At 59.8% G+C, this 15,153-nt stretch carries 15 protein-coding genes; 11 read left to right on the top strand and 4 right to left on the bottom strand.

Going from position 1 to position 15,153, the window contains the following annotated elements; genetic code table 11:
* Nucleotides 1-151: 151 nt before the first annotated feature.
* On the bottom strand, nucleotides 152-2,248 hold the full coding sequence (locus EJA70_RS24705) for a mechanosensitive ion channel family protein (RefSeq protein ID WP_158834212.1): 2,097 nt from the start codon (nucleotides 2,246-2,248) through the stop codon (nucleotides 152-154).
* 345 nt (nucleotides 2,249-2,593) lie between these two features.
* Here EJA70_RS24705 and EJA70_RS24700 point away from each other — a divergent pair, with 345 nt between their 5' ends.
* Genes EJA70_RS24700 through EJA70_RS24685 form a run of 4 tightly spaced genes read left to right on the top strand, consistent with a single transcriptional unit; the run spans nucleotide 2,594 to nucleotide 6,571 of the window.
* The gene (locus tag EJA70_RS24700) at nucleotides 2,594-3,520 is read left to right on the top strand and encodes a DUF72 domain-containing protein (protein ID WP_158834210.1); all 927 of its coding nucleotides are present in this window, start codon (nucleotides 2,594-2,596) and stop codon (nucleotides 3,518-3,520) included.
* Nucleotides 3,517-4,314 carry an endonuclease/exonuclease/phosphatase family protein gene (locus EJA70_RS24695; protein ID WP_008081885.1) on the top strand — a complete coding sequence of 266 codons (798 nt, stop codon included), beginning with the start codon at nucleotides 3,517-3,519 and terminating at the stop codon, nucleotides 4,312-4,314. Before EJA70_RS24700 ends, EJA70_RS24695 begins: the two co-directional genes overlap by 4 nt.
* Nucleotides 4,311-5,585: a cardiolipin synthase ClsB gene (gene clsB / locus EJA70_RS24690; RefSeq protein ID WP_158834208.1), complete on the top strand. Its 1,275-nt coding sequence runs from the start codon at nucleotides 4,311-4,313 to the stop codon at nucleotides 5,583-5,585. The genes EJA70_RS24695 and clsB overlap by 4 nt, the downstream gene beginning before the upstream one ends.
* Nucleotides 5,582-6,571 (top strand): lysylphosphatidylglycerol synthase domain-containing protein, encoded by a 990-nt coding sequence (locus EJA70_RS24685; protein WP_158834206.1) that lies wholly within the window; start codon nucleotides 5,582-5,584, stop codon nucleotides 6,569-6,571. Before clsB ends, EJA70_RS24685 begins: the two co-directional genes overlap by 4 nt.
* 77 nt (nucleotides 6,572-6,648) lie before the next feature.
* Here EJA70_RS24685 and EJA70_RS24680 read toward each other — a convergent pair whose 3' ends face one another.
* The 3 genes from EJA70_RS24680 to EJA70_RS24670 all read right to left on the bottom strand — a co-directional run bounded on the left by EJA70_RS24680 (nucleotide 6,649) and on the right by EJA70_RS24670 (nucleotide 9,782).
* Nucleotides 6,649-7,404 (bottom strand): S9 family peptidase, encoded by a 756-nt coding sequence (locus EJA70_RS24680; protein ID WP_158834198.1) that lies wholly within the window; start codon nucleotides 7,402-7,404, stop codon nucleotides 6,649-6,651.
* A complete protein-coding gene (locus EJA70_RS24675) occupies nucleotides 7,394-8,503 on the bottom strand; it encodes a DUF3182 family protein (protein ID WP_158834196.1) in 1,110 nt (369 codons plus the stop codon). Before EJA70_RS24675 ends, EJA70_RS24680 begins: the two co-directional genes overlap by 11 nt.
* A 298-nt stretch (nucleotides 8,504-8,801) precedes the next feature.
* Complete coding sequence (locus EJA70_RS24670) at nucleotides 8,802-9,782, bottom strand: GlxA family transcriptional regulator (RefSeq protein ID WP_158834194.1); 981 nt, start codon at nucleotides 9,780-9,782, stop codon at nucleotides 8,802-8,804.
* 101 nt (nucleotides 9,783-9,883) lie between these two features.
* Here EJA70_RS24670 and EJA70_RS24665 point away from each other — a divergent pair, with 101 nt between their 5' ends.
* The 7 genes from EJA70_RS24665 to EJA70_RS24635 all read left to right on the top strand — a co-directional run bounded on the left by EJA70_RS24665 (nucleotide 9,884) and on the right by EJA70_RS24635 (nucleotide 15,083).
* Nucleotides 9,884-10,438, top strand: a complete 555-nt coding sequence (locus EJA70_RS24665; protein ID WP_008081891.1) for a cysteine hydrolase family protein — start codon at nucleotides 9,884-9,886, stop codon at nucleotides 10,436-10,438.
* Nucleotides 10,439-10,681: 243 nt separating this feature from the next.
* Entirely contained in the window at nucleotides 10,682-11,263 is a 582-nt protein-coding gene (locus tag EJA70_RS24660; RefSeq protein WP_256677725.1) for a YjfI family protein, read from the top strand.
* A gap of 17 nt (nucleotides 11,264-11,280) precedes the next feature.
* On the top strand, nucleotides 11,281-11,979 hold the full coding sequence (locus tag EJA70_RS24655; RefSeq protein WP_158834190.1) for a PspA/IM30 family protein: 699 nt from the start codon (nucleotides 11,281-11,283) through the stop codon (nucleotides 11,977-11,979).
* A gap of 158 nt (nucleotides 11,980-12,137) precedes the next feature.
* Complete coding sequence (locus tag EJA70_RS24650; RefSeq protein WP_008081894.1) at nucleotides 12,138-12,776, top strand: DUF2491 family protein; 639 nt, start codon at nucleotides 12,138-12,140, stop codon at nucleotides 12,774-12,776.
* Nucleotides 12,777-12,790: 14 nt separating this feature from the next.
* A complete protein-coding gene (locus EJA70_RS24645; protein ID WP_158834188.1) occupies nucleotides 12,791-13,216 on the top strand; it encodes a DUF350 domain-containing protein in 426 nt (141 codons plus the stop codon).
* Nucleotides 13,217-13,233: 17 nt separating this feature from the next.
* Entirely contained in the window at nucleotides 13,234-13,923 is a 690-nt protein-coding gene (locus tag EJA70_RS24640) for a DUF1190 domain-containing protein (RefSeq protein WP_158834186.1), read from the top strand.
* A 2-nt stretch (nucleotides 13,924-13,925) separates the two neighbouring features.
* The gene (locus EJA70_RS24635; RefSeq protein ID WP_158834184.1) at nucleotides 13,926-15,083 is read left to right on the top strand and encodes a glutathionylspermidine synthase family protein; all 1,158 of its coding nucleotides are present in this window, start codon (nucleotides 13,926-13,928) and stop codon (nucleotides 15,081-15,083) included.
* Nucleotides 15,084-15,153: the final 70 nt, after the last annotated feature.

The raw sequence follows: 15,153 nt of genomic DNA, 5'->3' as shown, positions 1-15,153 counted from the left end.
GCTGCCTCCGCCTCATCGCTGGCAAGTCGAATCGTCGCACCGCAGCTCCCACAGGGTTTTGGGTGATGCTGGAATAGAAGGCACACCACAATCACTGTGGGAGCTGGCTTGCCAGCGATGAGGCCAGCACTAACACCAAAAAATCAACCGGTTAAGTCCGCGACTCCTGCGGCACCTCAGTCGCAACCACCTCTCCCTCGTGCACCTGCCGCTTCGGCAACAAAACCTGCTGTGGATAAGTCTGCGCAAAATGCACCGTTTCGGTGTTATCCACAAGCTTCTTCAAACGCTGATTGAACGCTCGGCTCACCGCATACTGCCCGCCCGACACCGTGCGGAATTGCGCCGTCAGCACCACGCCATTCAAATCCATCCGGTCCACGCCAAACACGTCCAGCGGCCCTTGCAGATTGTACTTGAGGAACGGGTCTTCACGGATCGAATCGCCGGTCTCGCGGATCAGCTCGATGGCTTTATCGACATCCGTGTCATAAGTGAATTGCACCGAGAAAAACGCATAGGCAAATTGCCGCGATTGGTTGGTCACAGCCTTGATCTGGCCGAACGGCACCGAGTGCACAAAGCCCTTGCCGTCACGCAACCGCAGCGTGCGGATGGTCAGCCCTTCGACCGTGCCGGCATGCCCGGAATCAAGCACCACCCAATCGCCAATCGACAAGGTGTCTTCGATGATGATGAACAGCCCGGTGATCACATCCTGCACCAATTGCTGCGAACCGAAACCGATGGCCAGACCGACCACACCGGCACCGGCCAGCAGTGGCGCCACATTGATCCCGAGATTGGCCATGGTGGTGATCGCGCAGATCACCACGAGGATGATTTTGATCGCGTTGCGCAGCAGCGGCAGGATGGTTTTCACCCGCGTGCTCGGCTGGCGCGCCGCGCGTTTGCTGACCGGTGGCTTCAGCGCCTCTTGAATCGCCGTGTCGAGTACCACCCACAACAGCCACGTCACCAGGAAGATCAGGCCAATGCTGCTCAGCGCGTTACTGATTGCTCGCCCGACCGTGCTGCTCTGGGCGAAATCGAGCAGTGACACACCCCAGATCCGCCCGAGAATATCGATGAAGGCAATCGCAATGACGATCCGCAGCAACGCATGCAACAGGCTCAGGAAGCGTTCCTTATAAGCACTGCTGCGCTGGATCGCCTCGGCTTTTCGCGACTTGAACACGTGCTGCAGGATCGTGCTGAGAAACACCGTGCCGATCAGCAACACCGTAGTGAACAACGCGCAGCGCAGGGCTTTTTGATTGTCCTCGCCGATGCCGATCAGGTTCACTGCCGAGACCAGCACCATCAGCACAATCGGCCAATACCACAGCCCGGAAAAAATCCGCAGCGACTCCTGCATTGAGGGTTGTTTCAGCCGTTGGCTCAGCGGGCGATTACGGATCAGATGCGCCACCGGACGACGCAGGCGAATCACCAGCAGACCGAAAATCACCGAAGCAATCAGCCCGGTAAACACCGCGACACTGCTAGTGATATTGCCGCCCAGTTGACGGGCAATCTGCGGACTGGTCAGCGCATCGCTGAGGGCCGCGAGAAAGCCGATCAGGAACAATGGCTTCGGGCAGTAATCACGGATGATGCGCGCTGCCGGGCGCTTGTGGCCGACGTTGAACATCACCACTACGCATAGCAACATCGAAGTAGAAAAGATGCCGCTGCTGGTGGCGTAGGCCAGGCACAGCGCCAGCGCACGCCCCACCGAGGCCTGCAGAAAGTGGCTGACGTAAAGGGTCAGCGGCAGGCAGATCAGCGCCGGTACCGTGTACGGCAGCAGGTAGCCGATCAGGTCCTGGCTGCGCTGCCGGGTGCGTAACCAGCGGCCTTGGCGCAAGCGGTTGGCCAGCAGACCGCCGAGTACAGTCAGCAGCGCAAAACTGCCGAGCCAAGTACCGGACAGCGAAAGGAAGTCTCCGGCGACGCCCCAGCCCGAGCGGTTCGACGGTTGATTGACCAGTTTATCGACTTCATCGGCCGCACGATCGGCGCGCAGGCGCCAGGCGTCGACCAGATGTTCGTTGATGTCGAGTTTGTCTTGGACGTCGTCGATGCTCGAACTGATCGCACCGAGCAGACCGCCCTGCACCAGCGGCTCGGGTTTGGCCGATTCCTCGGCAGCCGCCGGAACACCCGGCAGCGCGGCAGCGTCGATTTCACTGGCACCGAGAAACAGCAATGCTCCCAGCAGAATGGCGATCCTGAACTTGACCAAAACTCCGATCTCCTGTGGCTGAACCTGTAAGGAACTGATCAAGTTTTGCGCGGCAAGTTCAAGAGCCCCCTCACCCTAGCCCTCTCCCAGAGGGAGAGGGAACTGACCGAGTTGACTGGTCTTGATGCATCGACCCGAAGGTCTACAGTCGAACTCAGGCCTTCAAAACCACGCAGATCTGCTCCCTTCCCCCTCGCCCCCTTGGGGGAGAGGGTTGGGGTGAGGGGGAGCGCTTTTGATCTTCGCCTTAGATGTGACCGTCCGTAATACCGCCGAAACTTTCCCGATCCGCCCGCAGTCATCAAAAGACAGCGGCAACACGAGGGCTTTCGACGGGAGGGTGGCATGGCGACGATTCACATCGGTATTTCCGGCTGGCGCTACGAACCGTGGCGCGGGGACTTCTACCCCAAGGGACTGGCGCAAAAGCGCGAATTGCAATTCGCCTCGCGAGCAGTCAACAGCATCGAAATCAATGGATCGTTCTACGCCCTGCAACGGCCCGAACGCTATGCGCAGTGGTACGCCGAAACACCCGACGACTTCGTCTTCAGCGTCAAAGCCCCGCGCTTCATCACCCATATCCGCCGTTTGCGCGATATCGAAAAACCGCTGGCGAATTTCTTCGCGTCGGGGATTCTGGAACTCAAAGAGAAACTCGGGCCGATCCTTTGGCAGTTCCCGCCGAACTTCAAATTCGAGCCTGAGCGCTTCGAGCACTTCCTCGCGCTATTGCCCCATGACACCGAAGCGGCCGCCGCCCTCGCCCACCAACACGATTCCCACCTGCACGGCCACGCGAGCATGAAAGCCTGGCGCAAAAAGCCGCTGCGCCACGCGGTGGAAATCCGCAACGACAGCTTCCTTGATCCCGATTTCGTACGGCTGTTGAAGCGCTACAACACCGCACTGGTGATCGCCGACACTGCCGATAAATGGCCGTATCGCGAAGACCTCACCAGCGACTTTGTCTATCTGCGCCTGCACGGCGCCGAAGAGCTTTACGCCAGCGGCTATACCGCGCCGGCCCTCAAGCGTTGGGCCGAACGCATCGACGCTTGGCACCACGGCGAGCAACCAAAAGATGCCCACCTGATCGCGCCACGCTTGAAGCCACGCGCACGCAAATCCCGCGAAGTGTTCTGCTATTTCGACAACGACATCAAAGTCCGCGCGCCGTACGACGCCCGCGATCTGCTGCATCGTTTCGAACTGGATAAAGACCTCGCCACCACCCCCGGCGAACCCGCTGGCGAAGGAGTGCTGGCATGAGTATTCCAGAACCGGTCGGCTTCACCGATGAAGGCTCGGTCGCCGCGCCGTCGGTGCGCACATTCACCGTGCTGACGGTCAACACCCACAAGGGTTTTACCGCACTGAATCGGCGCTTCATTCTTCCGGAATTGCGCGAAGCGGTGCGCAGCGTGGCGGCCGACGTGGTGTTCCTGCAGGAAGTCCACGGCACTCACGAGCACCACCCCAAGCGTTACAGCAACTGGCCGACGATGCCGCAGTACGAATTCCTCGCCGACAGCCTCTGGCCGCAGTTCGCCTACGGGCGCAACGCGGTGTACCCGGAAGGCGATCACGGCAATGCGCTGCTGTCGAAATTCCAGATCATCCGCCACGACAACCTTGATGTGTCGATCAGCGGCCACGAGAACCGCGGCCTGCTGCACTGCGTACTGCGCCTGCCCGGCGACGGTGTCGAGATCCATGCGATCTGCGTGCACCTGGGCCTGCGTGAAAGTCATCGCAACGCTCAGCTGAAGCTGCTCGGCGAACGCCTTGCCGAACTGCCAGATGACGCCCCGGTGATCGTCGCCGGCGACTTCAATGACTGGCGCCAACGCGCCGATGCGTTGCTCAAACCTTGTGGCCTGCGCGAAGTCTTTGCCGAGCACCATGGCAAACCGGCGCGCAGTTTCCCCGCACGCCTGCCGACGCTGCGCCTCGACCGTATTTATGTACGCAACCTCAAAACCAGCCAGCCGAAAGTCCTCGCCAATCGGCCCTGGTCTCACCTTTCCGACCACGCACCGTTATCGGTGGAGATCGAACTATGAACAGCGCGCCGCTGGAGAAATCCGCCGTGGAACCCATCAGCATCAACCCGCCGATACGCGAGCCCGGCCAGGTCGACGTCGAGTACCGCTGGCAGGGTGGCAACCGTGTGCAATTGCTGGAGAACGGCGAGGAGTATTTCCCCCGCGTGTTCGAGGCGATGCGCGCGGCGAAAAGCGAAATCCTGTTGGAGACTTTCATCGTCTTCGAAGACAAGGTCGGCGCCGAACTGCAGGAGATTCTGATTGATGCGGCGAAGCGCGGCGTGCGCACCACCGTCAGCCTCGATGGCTTCGGCTGCGGCGAGTTGAGCACCGGCTACCTCGCCGCGCTGAGCGAGGCCGGTGTGCATTTGCAGATCTTCGATCCGGCGCCCAAGCACTTGGGCATCCGGACTAACTGGTTTCGCCGCCTGCACCGCAAGATCGTCGTGGTCGACGGCCTGATTGCGTTCATTGGCGGGATCAACTTTTCCGGTGATCACCTCGCCGATTTCGGCCCTGAGGCCAAGCAGGATTATTCGGTGGAAGTTCAAGGCCCAGTGGTCGCCGACATCCATCATTTCGCCCTGCTGCAAAGTGGTCGGCCGGGCCGTGCGCGGTTCTGGTGGCAACGCCGGCGCCAGCGGCGCGCAGAGATGGCCTTCGAAGACCACGACGGCCAGGTGCGTCTGGTGTTCCGCGACAACGATCAACACAGCACCGATATCGAAGACGTCTATTTGCAGGTGTTGCGCCGTGCCAAACGTCGGGTGGTGATCGCCAACGCCTACTTCTTCCCCGGTTACCGCTTGCTGCGCGAAATACGCAATGCCGCGCGGCGTGGTGTCGATGTGCGGCTGATCCTGCAAGGCCAGCCGGACATGCTGGTGGCCAAACTTGCCGCGCGCATGACCTACGATTATTTGCTCAAGGCTGGCGTGCAGATTCACGAATATTGCCAGCGCCCGCTGCACGGCAAAGTCGCGCTGGTCGATGAAGAATGGAGCACTGTCGGTTCAAGCAATCTCGACCCGTTGAGTCTGTCGCTGAACCTTGAAGCCAACGTGCTGATCCGCGACCGCGCGTTCAACCAGCACTTGTTCGAGCGGCTCGAAGACCTCAGCCAAAATCACTGCAAAGCCATGGACGCGAGCAAGTCGCCACGCGGGCGTATCTGGCACATGACCGTCGGCTTTCTGGTGTTCCACTTTCTGCGGCATTTCCCGGCGATGGCCGGTTGGCTGCCAGCGCACAAACCACGACTGAAGCCGTTTCGAGGTAACCGCTCATGAGCCATACCGAAGCGCACCCGAGCGGCCATTCGGCGCCCGCGACCCACTCGAAATGGAGCCGATGGAAACGCCCGCTGACCGTGTTGTTTTTCCTCGCGCTGATCGTGTTGCTGACGATGTTCGCCACGCGAATCGAATGGGCCGAAGTGCTGCAAACCCTTGCTGACTTCAAGGTGCGCACGCTGATTATCGCCGCCAGCCTGACGTTGCTGAGTTTTCTGGTGTACGCCAGTTTCGACCTGATCGGCCGCACCTACATTCGCCAGGATCTGACCTGGAAACAGATCCTGCCGGTGGGGATCATCAGCTATGCGTTCAACCTCAATCTCAGCGCGTGGGTCGGCGGCATTGCCATGCGCTATCGGCTGTATTCGCGACTGGGCGTGAGCAAAGGCAACATCGCCAAGATTCTCGGGCTGAGCCTGGCGACCAACTGGTTTGGCTACATGACCATTGCCGGGGTGGTGTTCAGCAGCGGTCTGGTGAGCATGCCGCCGGGGTGGAAAGTCAGCAGCGGCGCGTTGCAGGGCATCGGGATTTTATTGCTGCTGGTCAGCGCGGGTTATCTCGCCGCGTGCCAGTTTTCCAAACGGCGTGAGTGGTCGATTCGGGGCGTGGAAATCAATCTGCCGTCGCTGCGCATGGCGGTGCTGCAACTGTTGCTGGGGGCGTTGAACTGGTCGCTGATGGCGGCGGTGATTTTCACCTTGTTGCCGGGCAAGCTCGACTATCCATTGGTGCTGGGCGTGTTGTTGATCAGCGCGATTGCCGGGGTGATCACGCATATTCCGGCGGGGCTTGGGGTGTTGGAGGCGGTGTTTGTCGCGCTGCTGCAACATGAGGTTTCGCGGGGCAGTCTGGTGGCGGGTTTATTGGCGTATCGGGCGATTTATTTTCTGTTGCCGTTGTTGATCACGCTGGTGATGTATTTGCTGGTTGAGGCAAAGGCCAAGGCGCTGCGAATAGAGAAGAAACCGAGGCATTAAGATCAAAAGATCGCAGCCTTCGGCAGCTCCTACCGAGATTGATGTAGGAGCTGCCGAAGGCTGCGATCCTTTGATCTTCAAGATTGAATAATGCTCAACCGCTCGCCGACGACCATCTCGGTAATCCAGTCCACCAGAATCGATGTATACGCCTGCTGCGACACCGGCTCGCTCAACGCGTGATCGGCACCATCAATAATCCGGTGCGTCAGCGAATGCGTCTGCTGGCACGCCGCGCGGTAACTCATGATCGCCGCGTGCGGTACGTAGTCGTCAGTTTCCGATTCCACCAGCAACACATCCCCGGTGAACTGCGCACACGCATGCAGCGCTCGGTTGGAGTCCGCGCGCACCAGCGTACTTCGATAATCGCGCAAATCCGCTTTATCCAGCTCGCGCTTGGGCGTGTGCCACTGCTCGTCGCGATACAGCGCCGGCACCCGCAGCGCCAGCCAGCGCACCGGGCGCAAAGACGTGAGGATTGCCGCCAGATAACCGCCGTAACTGGTGCCCACCACGGCGATTGCCGAGGTGTCGAGCGCCGGATGCGCAAGCAAGCGGTCGTAGGCCGCGAGCAAATCGCGCAGATTATCTTCGCGGGTGACACGGGTCAGCGGAATCCCGGTACCGCCAGTGTGCCCGCGCAAGTCGAAAGTCAAACACACACAACCGAGCCCGGCGATGCCTTTGGCCCGCTCAAGGTCACGTTCCTGACTACCGCCCCATCCGTGAACAAACAACACCCCTGGGACTTTCGATTTGGGACTGAGAAACGTCCCGCTCATCTGTTCATCATCAATGTCGATTTGAATGCTTTCGCTTCTAGCCGTCATAGGATTTGACCGTTACGTATTTAAGGAGAAATTCACTGTTCTCGGCCGGGCCGCGATACACCTCGATGGCGTCCGCCGGCAGCGGCTGATCGATATAGGTTTCCACCGACGACACACGAATCGCGCGCATCGCCGGGTCGTTGATGAAGCTTTGCAGCGCCGCGACCTCAGCGCTGCTGGCGCCGCCCATGCGCCAGGATTGTTCGAGTACACCGCTGCGGGTTTTGCCATTGCTGTCCAGCCCTTGGGCGATGTCGTAATTGCGGCGCGAGGCGTAGAAGCGTGGATAGGCTTCATCGGCGGCGCGATCGAAAACCTGCGCCTGCTCGATGGCCAACCGCACATCATCGGGCAGCTCAAGCGCCAGCAAATCATCGTAACCGCCCTGCACTACCAACAAATTCGAGCCGCCGTAAACGTCTTCGCCGTGGGCGTCCTTGGTCAAGTATTGATCACCGCAGTAACTCAGGACTTTATCGCCGATGAACGTCTGTCCGACGCTGTGAGTGATGACGTCGCTCAAGTCCTGTTCCAGCACTACGCCGTCGCTGAATTGTTTTGCAAAGTCGGGGCGAGCGAGGATTTCGTCGAAGGCATCGAGGCTTTGGATCACTTCCTGACCACGGCCGGCACAGGCGTGAATCGGTTTCAAACGGATCGGCCCGTTGTACAACAGGTGTTCGGCGGCTGGCCGGGCATCCGCCAGCGAAAACACACTGAGCCCATCGAGCACCACGTTGCGCACTCGCTCGGAAAACAGCGGAGACCATCCTTGCGGCGCATGGGCCAGATGACTACGCAGGCCGTGACTGATGGCTTTGGTGCAGATGAAATCGTGCTCGACAAAACCGCCCCACAAATCCTCCGCTCCCCTGATGCCCAATTCATGAGCGTGGGTAGCGCCGACGATGGTTTGTGTGGGCAACAGGTAGAGGTCCCGACCGCGGTGTTTTTCCGGGTCGTAACTGCCACCGAATTTAAGCCCGAGGATCTGCGCCAGCCAACGGGCCAGGGCCTTGTTGGTCTGCACTTCGTGTTTCGGCGCGTCGGGCCGCACCGAGTGGGCGACGACGATTTTCCTGCGGGGTGTCGGGGTCATGCGTCCCCCTTCCATCGGTTCGATGACTGTAACGGTGAAGGGTGCAGAGATCAGGCCAACGGCCGCTCTGCGGAAATCTTTGGCTAATCAGAAACTTGGCAAAATCATACTGGCACCACGCCTGCTTCAATCTGCACGACCCACGGTATATACCCGGCAAATTGCACGATTCTCCAACCCATGGAGAACCTTGTGGGAGCTGGCTTGCCAGCGATAGCGGTGGCTCAGTCACCGACGTATGAACTGAAAGACCCAATCGCGGGCAAGCCCGCTCCCACAGGGTAATGCAGTGTCTGGACTAACGCATCAAACCGAATCGCGCCCGGTAATCACTCGGCGCCAGCCCGGTGATCTTCTTGAAAATCGCCCGGAACGCGCCAGGGTCCTGATACCCGACCGTCCACGCAATATGGTCGATGGTGCCATTGCTGAATTCGAGCATCTCGCGGGCCTTGCCGACGCGCAAATGCTGGCAATACTCGGTCGGTTTCAACCCGCTCGCCGCGCGAAACCTGCGCAGGAACGTACGTTCCTCAAGCCCCGCCCGCTGCGCCATCGCCGTCAATGAAACATCCGTCGCGCCAGTGCTTTGCAACCAGTGCTGGACCTTGAGAATAGCCGCATCGCCATGATTTAGAATCGGCGCAAAATTGCTCCCGCACTCACTGGCGCTGTCGCTGTGTTCGATCACCAGAAACCGTGCCGTGCCGGAGGCAATGCTCGGCCCGAGCAACCTGTCGACGAGACGCAAACCCAGCTCCGACCAAGCCATCAAGCCAGCGGTGGTAATCAGGTCGCCGTCATCGACGATTGGCGTATCGGCTTTCAATTTGATCGTCGGGTATTGCTCGGCGAACGCCTTGGCTGATGTCCAGTGGGTGGTGGCGCTCCGGCCATCGAGCAAACCGCTTTCCGCCAACATCAGCGAACCGACGCAGACGCCACCCAGCGTCGCGCCACGGGCATGTTGATCGCGCAACCATTGCGCGAGGCTGGCCGGCATTTGCGCGGCGTTGAAGCCGGCAATTGACGGCGGAATCAACACCGCCAGCAGCTCACTTTCGGTATCGGGATGACTGTCAAAGCCCCGCACCGGCGGTTGATCACCGTCGACCTGCCAATGGCTGACCCGCAGTACCGGCAATTGCGCCGCCTGATGTTCAGCGGCAATCCGGTTGGCCACCCCGAACAGATCGGTCAAGCCATGCACCGCTGCCATCTGCGCACCGGGATAAATCAGCACGCCGAGTTCCGCAATGGCGGCTTTTTCTGCGCCCATTGTCAGTTTTCCCCTGTCTATTGTCGGTGCGGCCAATCCCCGAGTCGCTGGCCAGCGCCAATACTGAAGCCACTTCCAGCCAACCTGTCGAGGACACCACCATGGCCAAGCAAGCGCTCATCGTAGTCGATATCCAGAATGACTACTTCCCTCAAGGCAAGTGGCCGCTGGCCGGCGCCGACGCCGCTGCGGACAACGCCGCACGACTGATCGAAACGTTCCGCACAGCAGGCGATTCAGTGGTGCATATCCGCCACGAATTCACCTCGCCCGATGCGCCGTTTTTCACCCCGGGGTCGGAGGGTGCCAAGCTGCACCCGAAAGTGCTCAATCGCGCCGACGAACCGGTAGTGCTCAAGCATTTCGTCAATTCGTTTCGCGAAACCGAACTGCAAGCGATCCTTGATGAACAAGGCATCAAGGAGCTGGTGGTGGTCGGCAGCATGAGCCACATGTGCGTCGACGGCATCACCCGCGCAGCGGCCGATCTGGGCTACAGCGTGACGGTGATTCACGATGCCTGCGCGAGCCGCGACCTGCAGTTCAACGGCCTGACCGTGCCGGCGGCGCACGTCCATGCGGCGTTCATGTCGGCACTTGGTTTTGCCTACGCCAGCGTAGTCTCCACCGATGAATTCATCAGCGCCCAGAGCTGATTGAGCGCACGACAATACCTCGTAAACACTCAGGCCCGCCTCGCTGCGGGCCTTCTTTTTGGCTGTCATGAAAATCTCACGCGTGAGTCATTGATGGCCATTTGATTTGGTTGTAGTGTGGCTCACGCGTGAGAGGGTCATAACGGAGTCAGTGCCATGAAAAGCCGCTCGCCCACAACGAAGTCAGAGCGTCCAAAGGGAGAGCACTCGAAAGCGTCCGCGAAAAAACCGTCGAGCTTCTATATGAAGCAGATGCGCGCGGGCCTGGCGGCCGCCGGTTATGTGAAACACGAAACTTGGGTGCTTCCGGAAAACCGAAGCTTGCTCAAGCAGATGGAGCAACAGCTACGCCAACCGATTCTGGCTGGCTCATTCATGTCGGAGAATTACATGAGCGCAGGCAACAACTGGAACATCGATAGCCTCTTCAACGCCCTCAAGGCCCTCGACGAGGTGGCTTCGCAAGAGATCACGCTGTCGCTGATCCAGAGCTCCGAACCCAGCATCAAGCTGGAAATGAACGAATTCGGCGGCCTGCCGATTCACATCGCCCTGGCCGGCGCGCAGATCATCGTCGACACCGTGCTGGTGGACATCGACTCGATCTCTGACGTGCACGCCTTCAATGACGCCGTGCTGCGCAGCCGGGAAATGTTCCCGCTGTCGTCGATCGGGATCGAGTCGATGCCGAACGGCCAGACCGTTTACAACATGTTTGGCGCCCTCAGCGCCGACTCGAGCCTGACCAACGTGGTCACCGAGGTGAAAACCCTGGTCGACAACGTGCAGCGCGCGAGCGAAGCCTTCGAACACTTCTTCAAGTAATCCACAGGGAAAATCCAATGACTCAGTCCATCTGGAGCAAATTGTTCACCGCACTGCGCGGCGGTGCCAATGAAGTCGGCGAAGCCATCGTCGACCAGCAAGCCCTGCGTATTCTCGATCAGGAAATCCGCGACGCCGACACCGCGCTGTCGAACGCCCGTCGTGAGCTGGTCACCATCATGGCCAAGCACAAACTGGCCGCCGACCGCGTGAGCGAGTACGACGCCAAGATCAAGGACCTCGAAGCCAAGGCTGTCGCGGCCCTCAACGCCGGCCGTGAAGACCTGGCGCTGGAAGTGGCGGAAGCGATTTCGACCCTGACCAACGATCTGGACACCGAGAAAAAACAAAGCGACGAGTTCGGCACCTACGCCGACAACATGCGCAAGGACATCAACAAGGCGGAAGCGCGGATCAAGAGCCTGCGCCAGCAAGTGGACATGGCCAAGGCCCGTGAAAGCGTGCAGAAAGCGCAGGTCAGCGCCTCGATCGCCAGCGGCGGTGCCAACGGCAAACTGGAAACCGCAGTGGGCACGCTGAACCGTCTGCAAGCCAAGCAACAGCAACGCGCTGCGGAGCTGAGCGCGGCGGACGAACTGGCCGACGCCTCGAGCGGCAACGATCTGGACCGCAAACTGCGCGAAGCCGGCATCACCCCGAACGCAGGCAGCGCCAACGCGATTCTTGAGCGCCTGAAGCAAAAGTCCACCCAATAACACCCATGTAGGAGCTGCCGCAGGCTGCGATCTTTTGATCTGTTGCTTAAAGATCAAAAGATCGCAGCCCTCGGCAGCTCCTACATTAGGACTGGGCCGGTACACTGGCCGCGCTTTTTTGCCGACGAATACCTCCACCCGCTTCAAGGAATGTACCCATGGGATGGTTCAAAGATTTGCTGGGCAGCCACGCGGCGCCAACGCCAACCGTTGCCATCGGCCCGCTCGGGATGGCCCAGGGCAAAGGCCTCAGGTTCGATTCGACCCTGGCGCTGTTGCTCGACGGTTCGAGCTCGGTAAGGGTGCCTGTCGATCAGGCAATCTGGAGCGCCGGCTGGGTCGACCTCGGCCAGTCCAACAAACTGCACCGCTATTACACCAACGACGAGGATTTCTGGGTACAGATCCACGTCACCGGTGACGATCAGATCGAATCGGTGATCCTGTTCAATTACCTCAGCTACGTCACCGTCAACAGCGACGCTGAACTGCAGCGCCTGGCCGGCGCCAACAGCGCAATCGGCCTGCCGACGTATACCCACGAAGGTGTCGAGTACACCCGCGAATGGGGCACTGAACAAGGCCAGACCGAACTGGTACCGCTGACCGAGCACGTGGCCAATCCCGACGAGAGCTACACCGTCGAACATCGCTCGATGCTGTATGCGCGTGAAACCGGCTTGACCGATCGTCGTGAATTGCTGCTGTTCTCCGTCGAACAGGACGAAGAAGGCACCGTCAGCCTGAGCACTTCGCTGGGCATTTCGCTGTACACAACTGACTTGAGCACCATCTAAAAAGGAAGTTCTTCATGCTGGAAGTGCTGGCCGTTTCCCTGAACAAGACCGCTTTGGTCGGCTTCATCGTCTACCTGTTCGGCGCCGTAGTGCTGTTCATGCTTTTCCAATTCGTCTACACCCGCCTGACCCCGCACAAGGAGTTCGAGCTGATTCGCTCGGGCAACAACGCTGCCGCCATTGCGCTGTCTGGCGCAATCATCGGTTTCGCGATTCCGGCGAGCAATGTCATCGCCTTTTCGGCCAACGTCCTCGATTTCGTGCTCTGGGCCGTGATTGCTGCTGTCGTGCAATTGCTGGCGTTCCTCGCGACCGGGCTGGTGCTCAAAGGCACGTCCCAGCGCATCGCCAACGGTGAAGTTGCTTCCGGCATCTACGTTGCAGCGGTGGCGATCAGCGTCGGCATGCTCAATGCCGCGTGCATGACACCGTCCAACTGATCGGCAGGAAGCCTTAAATGAAACGAAGCAAATACGTTCAGTTGTCCCTCGCCGCATCGGTGGCCTTGGCCATCTCCGGCGAAGTGGCCGCCGTCGATCAGCCGCGCAGTTTCCAGAGCGTGGAACAGTGCATCGATGCCGAAGTGGCCGCCGATGCCTGCTCGAACGCCTACGTCGCCGCCCTGACCGAACACCGGCGCATTGCCCCGGCGTACGACGACAAGGACAAATGCGATGCGGACTTCGCCGCCGGCTGGTGTCAGAAAAATTCCGCCGGCCGTTTCGTGCCCAAGCTTGGCGGCTTCAAGGTTGCGCAAAACGCTGAAGCAACGCAGGACCTCGATACCCTCGCCGACGCGCAAATGCCCGCAGGCGACGCGGCCGCGGCGCAAAATGTGCAAAGCACCTCGCACAGCTCCAGCGGCTCGAACAATGGCTTGCTCACCGGTTGGCTGATCGGCAACGCGATGAGCAACAACGGCAATCGCACGGTTTACCGCGATCGCGACACCCGGCAAACCTACGACACCTCGACGCAGTACCGCAAAATCGAAAGCGCACCACGCAGTCAACCGGATTACGAGAGCACGAAAAGCAAACCGGTGAATGTCGCAGCGTCGACCTCCCGTGGCGGCTTCGGCAGCCAGTCCACTGCGCGCAGTGGCTGGGGTGGCTGGGGCAGCAGTTCCGGTCGTTCGAGCAGCTGACCATGAAAAAGGTCCAATGCGCCGAGCGCCCCGACTGGAAACAGACTGCCGAGAGCCTCGGTTTCATGTTTCACACCATCGACGACGAGCCTTACTGGGACGAAAGCGCGTATTACCAGTTCACGCTCGCGCAGATCGAAAATGATCTGGAAGACCCGACCACCGAACTGCACGAGATGTGCATGAATCTGGTCGACCGCGTGGTCAATAGCGAGGAACTGCTGGATCGCCTGAGCATTCCGGCGCCGTACTACGACATGATACGAACCTCCTGGCGCGAAGGTCATCCGCATCTGTATGGGCGCATGGACTTTTCCTACAGCGGCGACGGCCCGGCAAAATTGCTCGAGCTCAACTACGACACACCTACCAGTCTTTACGAAGCGGCGGCGTTTCAATGGGGCTGGCTGGAACAATGCATCGAACGCGGAACCCTGCCGCCTCACGCCGACCAGTTCAACAGCATAGATACCAAACTGCATCAGGCGTTTGCCGAGTTGCAATTGAAGCGACCGTTCTACTTTGCCTCGATGAAAGATTCGGTCGAAGACAAAGGCACCACGGATTACCTGCGGCTGATCGCGGAAAAGGTCGGCATCGAATCGCGGCACATCGATATTGAAGACATCGGTCTGACGAGCGAGGGTCGTTTTGTCGACCTGGAAGATCGCTGGATCCCGCACCTGTTCAAGCTGCATGCCTGGGAGTTCATCTTCCACGAACCGTTCGGCGCGGCGATTGCCGAGTGCGACACGCAGTTTTTCGAACCGGCGTGGAAGGCGATCCTGTCGAACAAAGGCGCATTGCCGTTGCTGTGGGAAATGCACAAGGGCCATCCGAATCTGCTGGCGGCGCATCTCGATCCGAACCCGGCCAGTGCGGTGCCCAAGGGCTGGGTGCGCAAGCCGTACTTTTCCCGCGAAGGTGCGAACATTGAGTTGCAGACGGCTGAAGGCCTGATCGTCAAAGAGGACGGGCCCTACACCGATGCGCCCTTTATCCTGCAAAAATTCGCGCCGTTGCCGAAGTTTGGCGACAGCTACACGCTGATTGGCTCCTGGGTGATTGGCGACCAGGCGGCGGGGATTGGCGTGCGCGAAGACAACAGCCTGATCACCAAAGACTCCAGCCGCTTTCTGCCGCACCTGATCCTCGATTGAACCACGCGCCCTGTAGGAGCTGCGGCACGCTGCGATCTTTTGATTCTGTTTTTCAAGATCAAAAGATCGC

It is taken from the genome of Pseudomonas sp. PB103 (assembly GCF_009764635.1).
In the GTDB taxonomy this organism is placed as follows: Bacteria; Pseudomonadota; Gammaproteobacteria; order Pseudomonadales; family Pseudomonadaceae; genus Aquipseudomonas.
This window is presented reverse-complemented; position numbering and strand designations above follow the sequence as displayed.

Coding starts and splice junctions, on each gene's coding strand:
- EJA70_RS24700 (WP_158834210.1), top strand. CDS start 2,594: ATGGCGACGATTCACATCGGTATTTCCGGCTGGCGCTACGAACCGTGG.
- EJA70_RS24695 (WP_008081885.1), top strand. CDS start 3,517: ATGAGTATTCCAGAACCGGTCGGCTTCACCGATGAAGGCTCGGTCGCC.
- clsB (WP_158834208.1), top strand. CDS start 4,311: ATGAACAGCGCGCCGCTGGAGAAATCCGCCGTGGAACCCATCAGCATC.
- EJA70_RS24685 (WP_158834206.1), top strand. CDS start 5,582: ATGAGCCATACCGAAGCGCACCCGAGCGGCCATTCGGCGCCCGCGACC.
- EJA70_RS24680 (WP_158834198.1), bottom strand. CDS start 7,404: ATGACGGCTAGAAGCGAAAGCATTCAAATCGACATTGATGATGAACAG.
- EJA70_RS24675 (WP_158834196.1), bottom strand. CDS start 8,503: ATGACCCCGACACCCCGCAGGAAAATCGTCGTCGCCCACTCGGTGCGG.
- EJA70_RS24670 (WP_158834194.1), bottom strand. CDS start 9,782: ATGGGCGCAGAAAAAGCCGCCATTGCGGAACTCGGCGTGCTGATTTAT.
- EJA70_RS24665 (WP_008081891.1), top strand. CDS start 9,884: ATGGCCAAGCAAGCGCTCATCGTAGTCGATATCCAGAATGACTACTTC.
- EJA70_RS24660 (WP_256677725.1), top strand. CDS start 10,682: ATGAAGCAGATGCGCGCGGGCCTGGCGGCCGCCGGTTATGTGAAACAC.
- EJA70_RS24655 (WP_158834190.1), top strand. CDS start 11,281: ATGACTCAGTCCATCTGGAGCAAATTGTTCACCGCACTGCGCGGCGGT.
- EJA70_RS24650 (WP_008081894.1), top strand. CDS start 12,138: ATGGGATGGTTCAAAGATTTGCTGGGCAGCCACGCGGCGCCAACGCCA.
- EJA70_RS24645 (WP_158834188.1), top strand. CDS start 12,791: ATGCTGGAAGTGCTGGCCGTTTCCCTGAACAAGACCGCTTTGGTCGGC.
- EJA70_RS24640 (WP_158834186.1), top strand. CDS start 13,234: ATGAAACGAAGCAAATACGTTCAGTTGTCCCTCGCCGCATCGGTGGCC.
- EJA70_RS24635 (WP_158834184.1), top strand. CDS start 13,926: ATGAAAAAGGTCCAATGCGCCGAGCGCCCCGACTGGAAACAGACTGCC.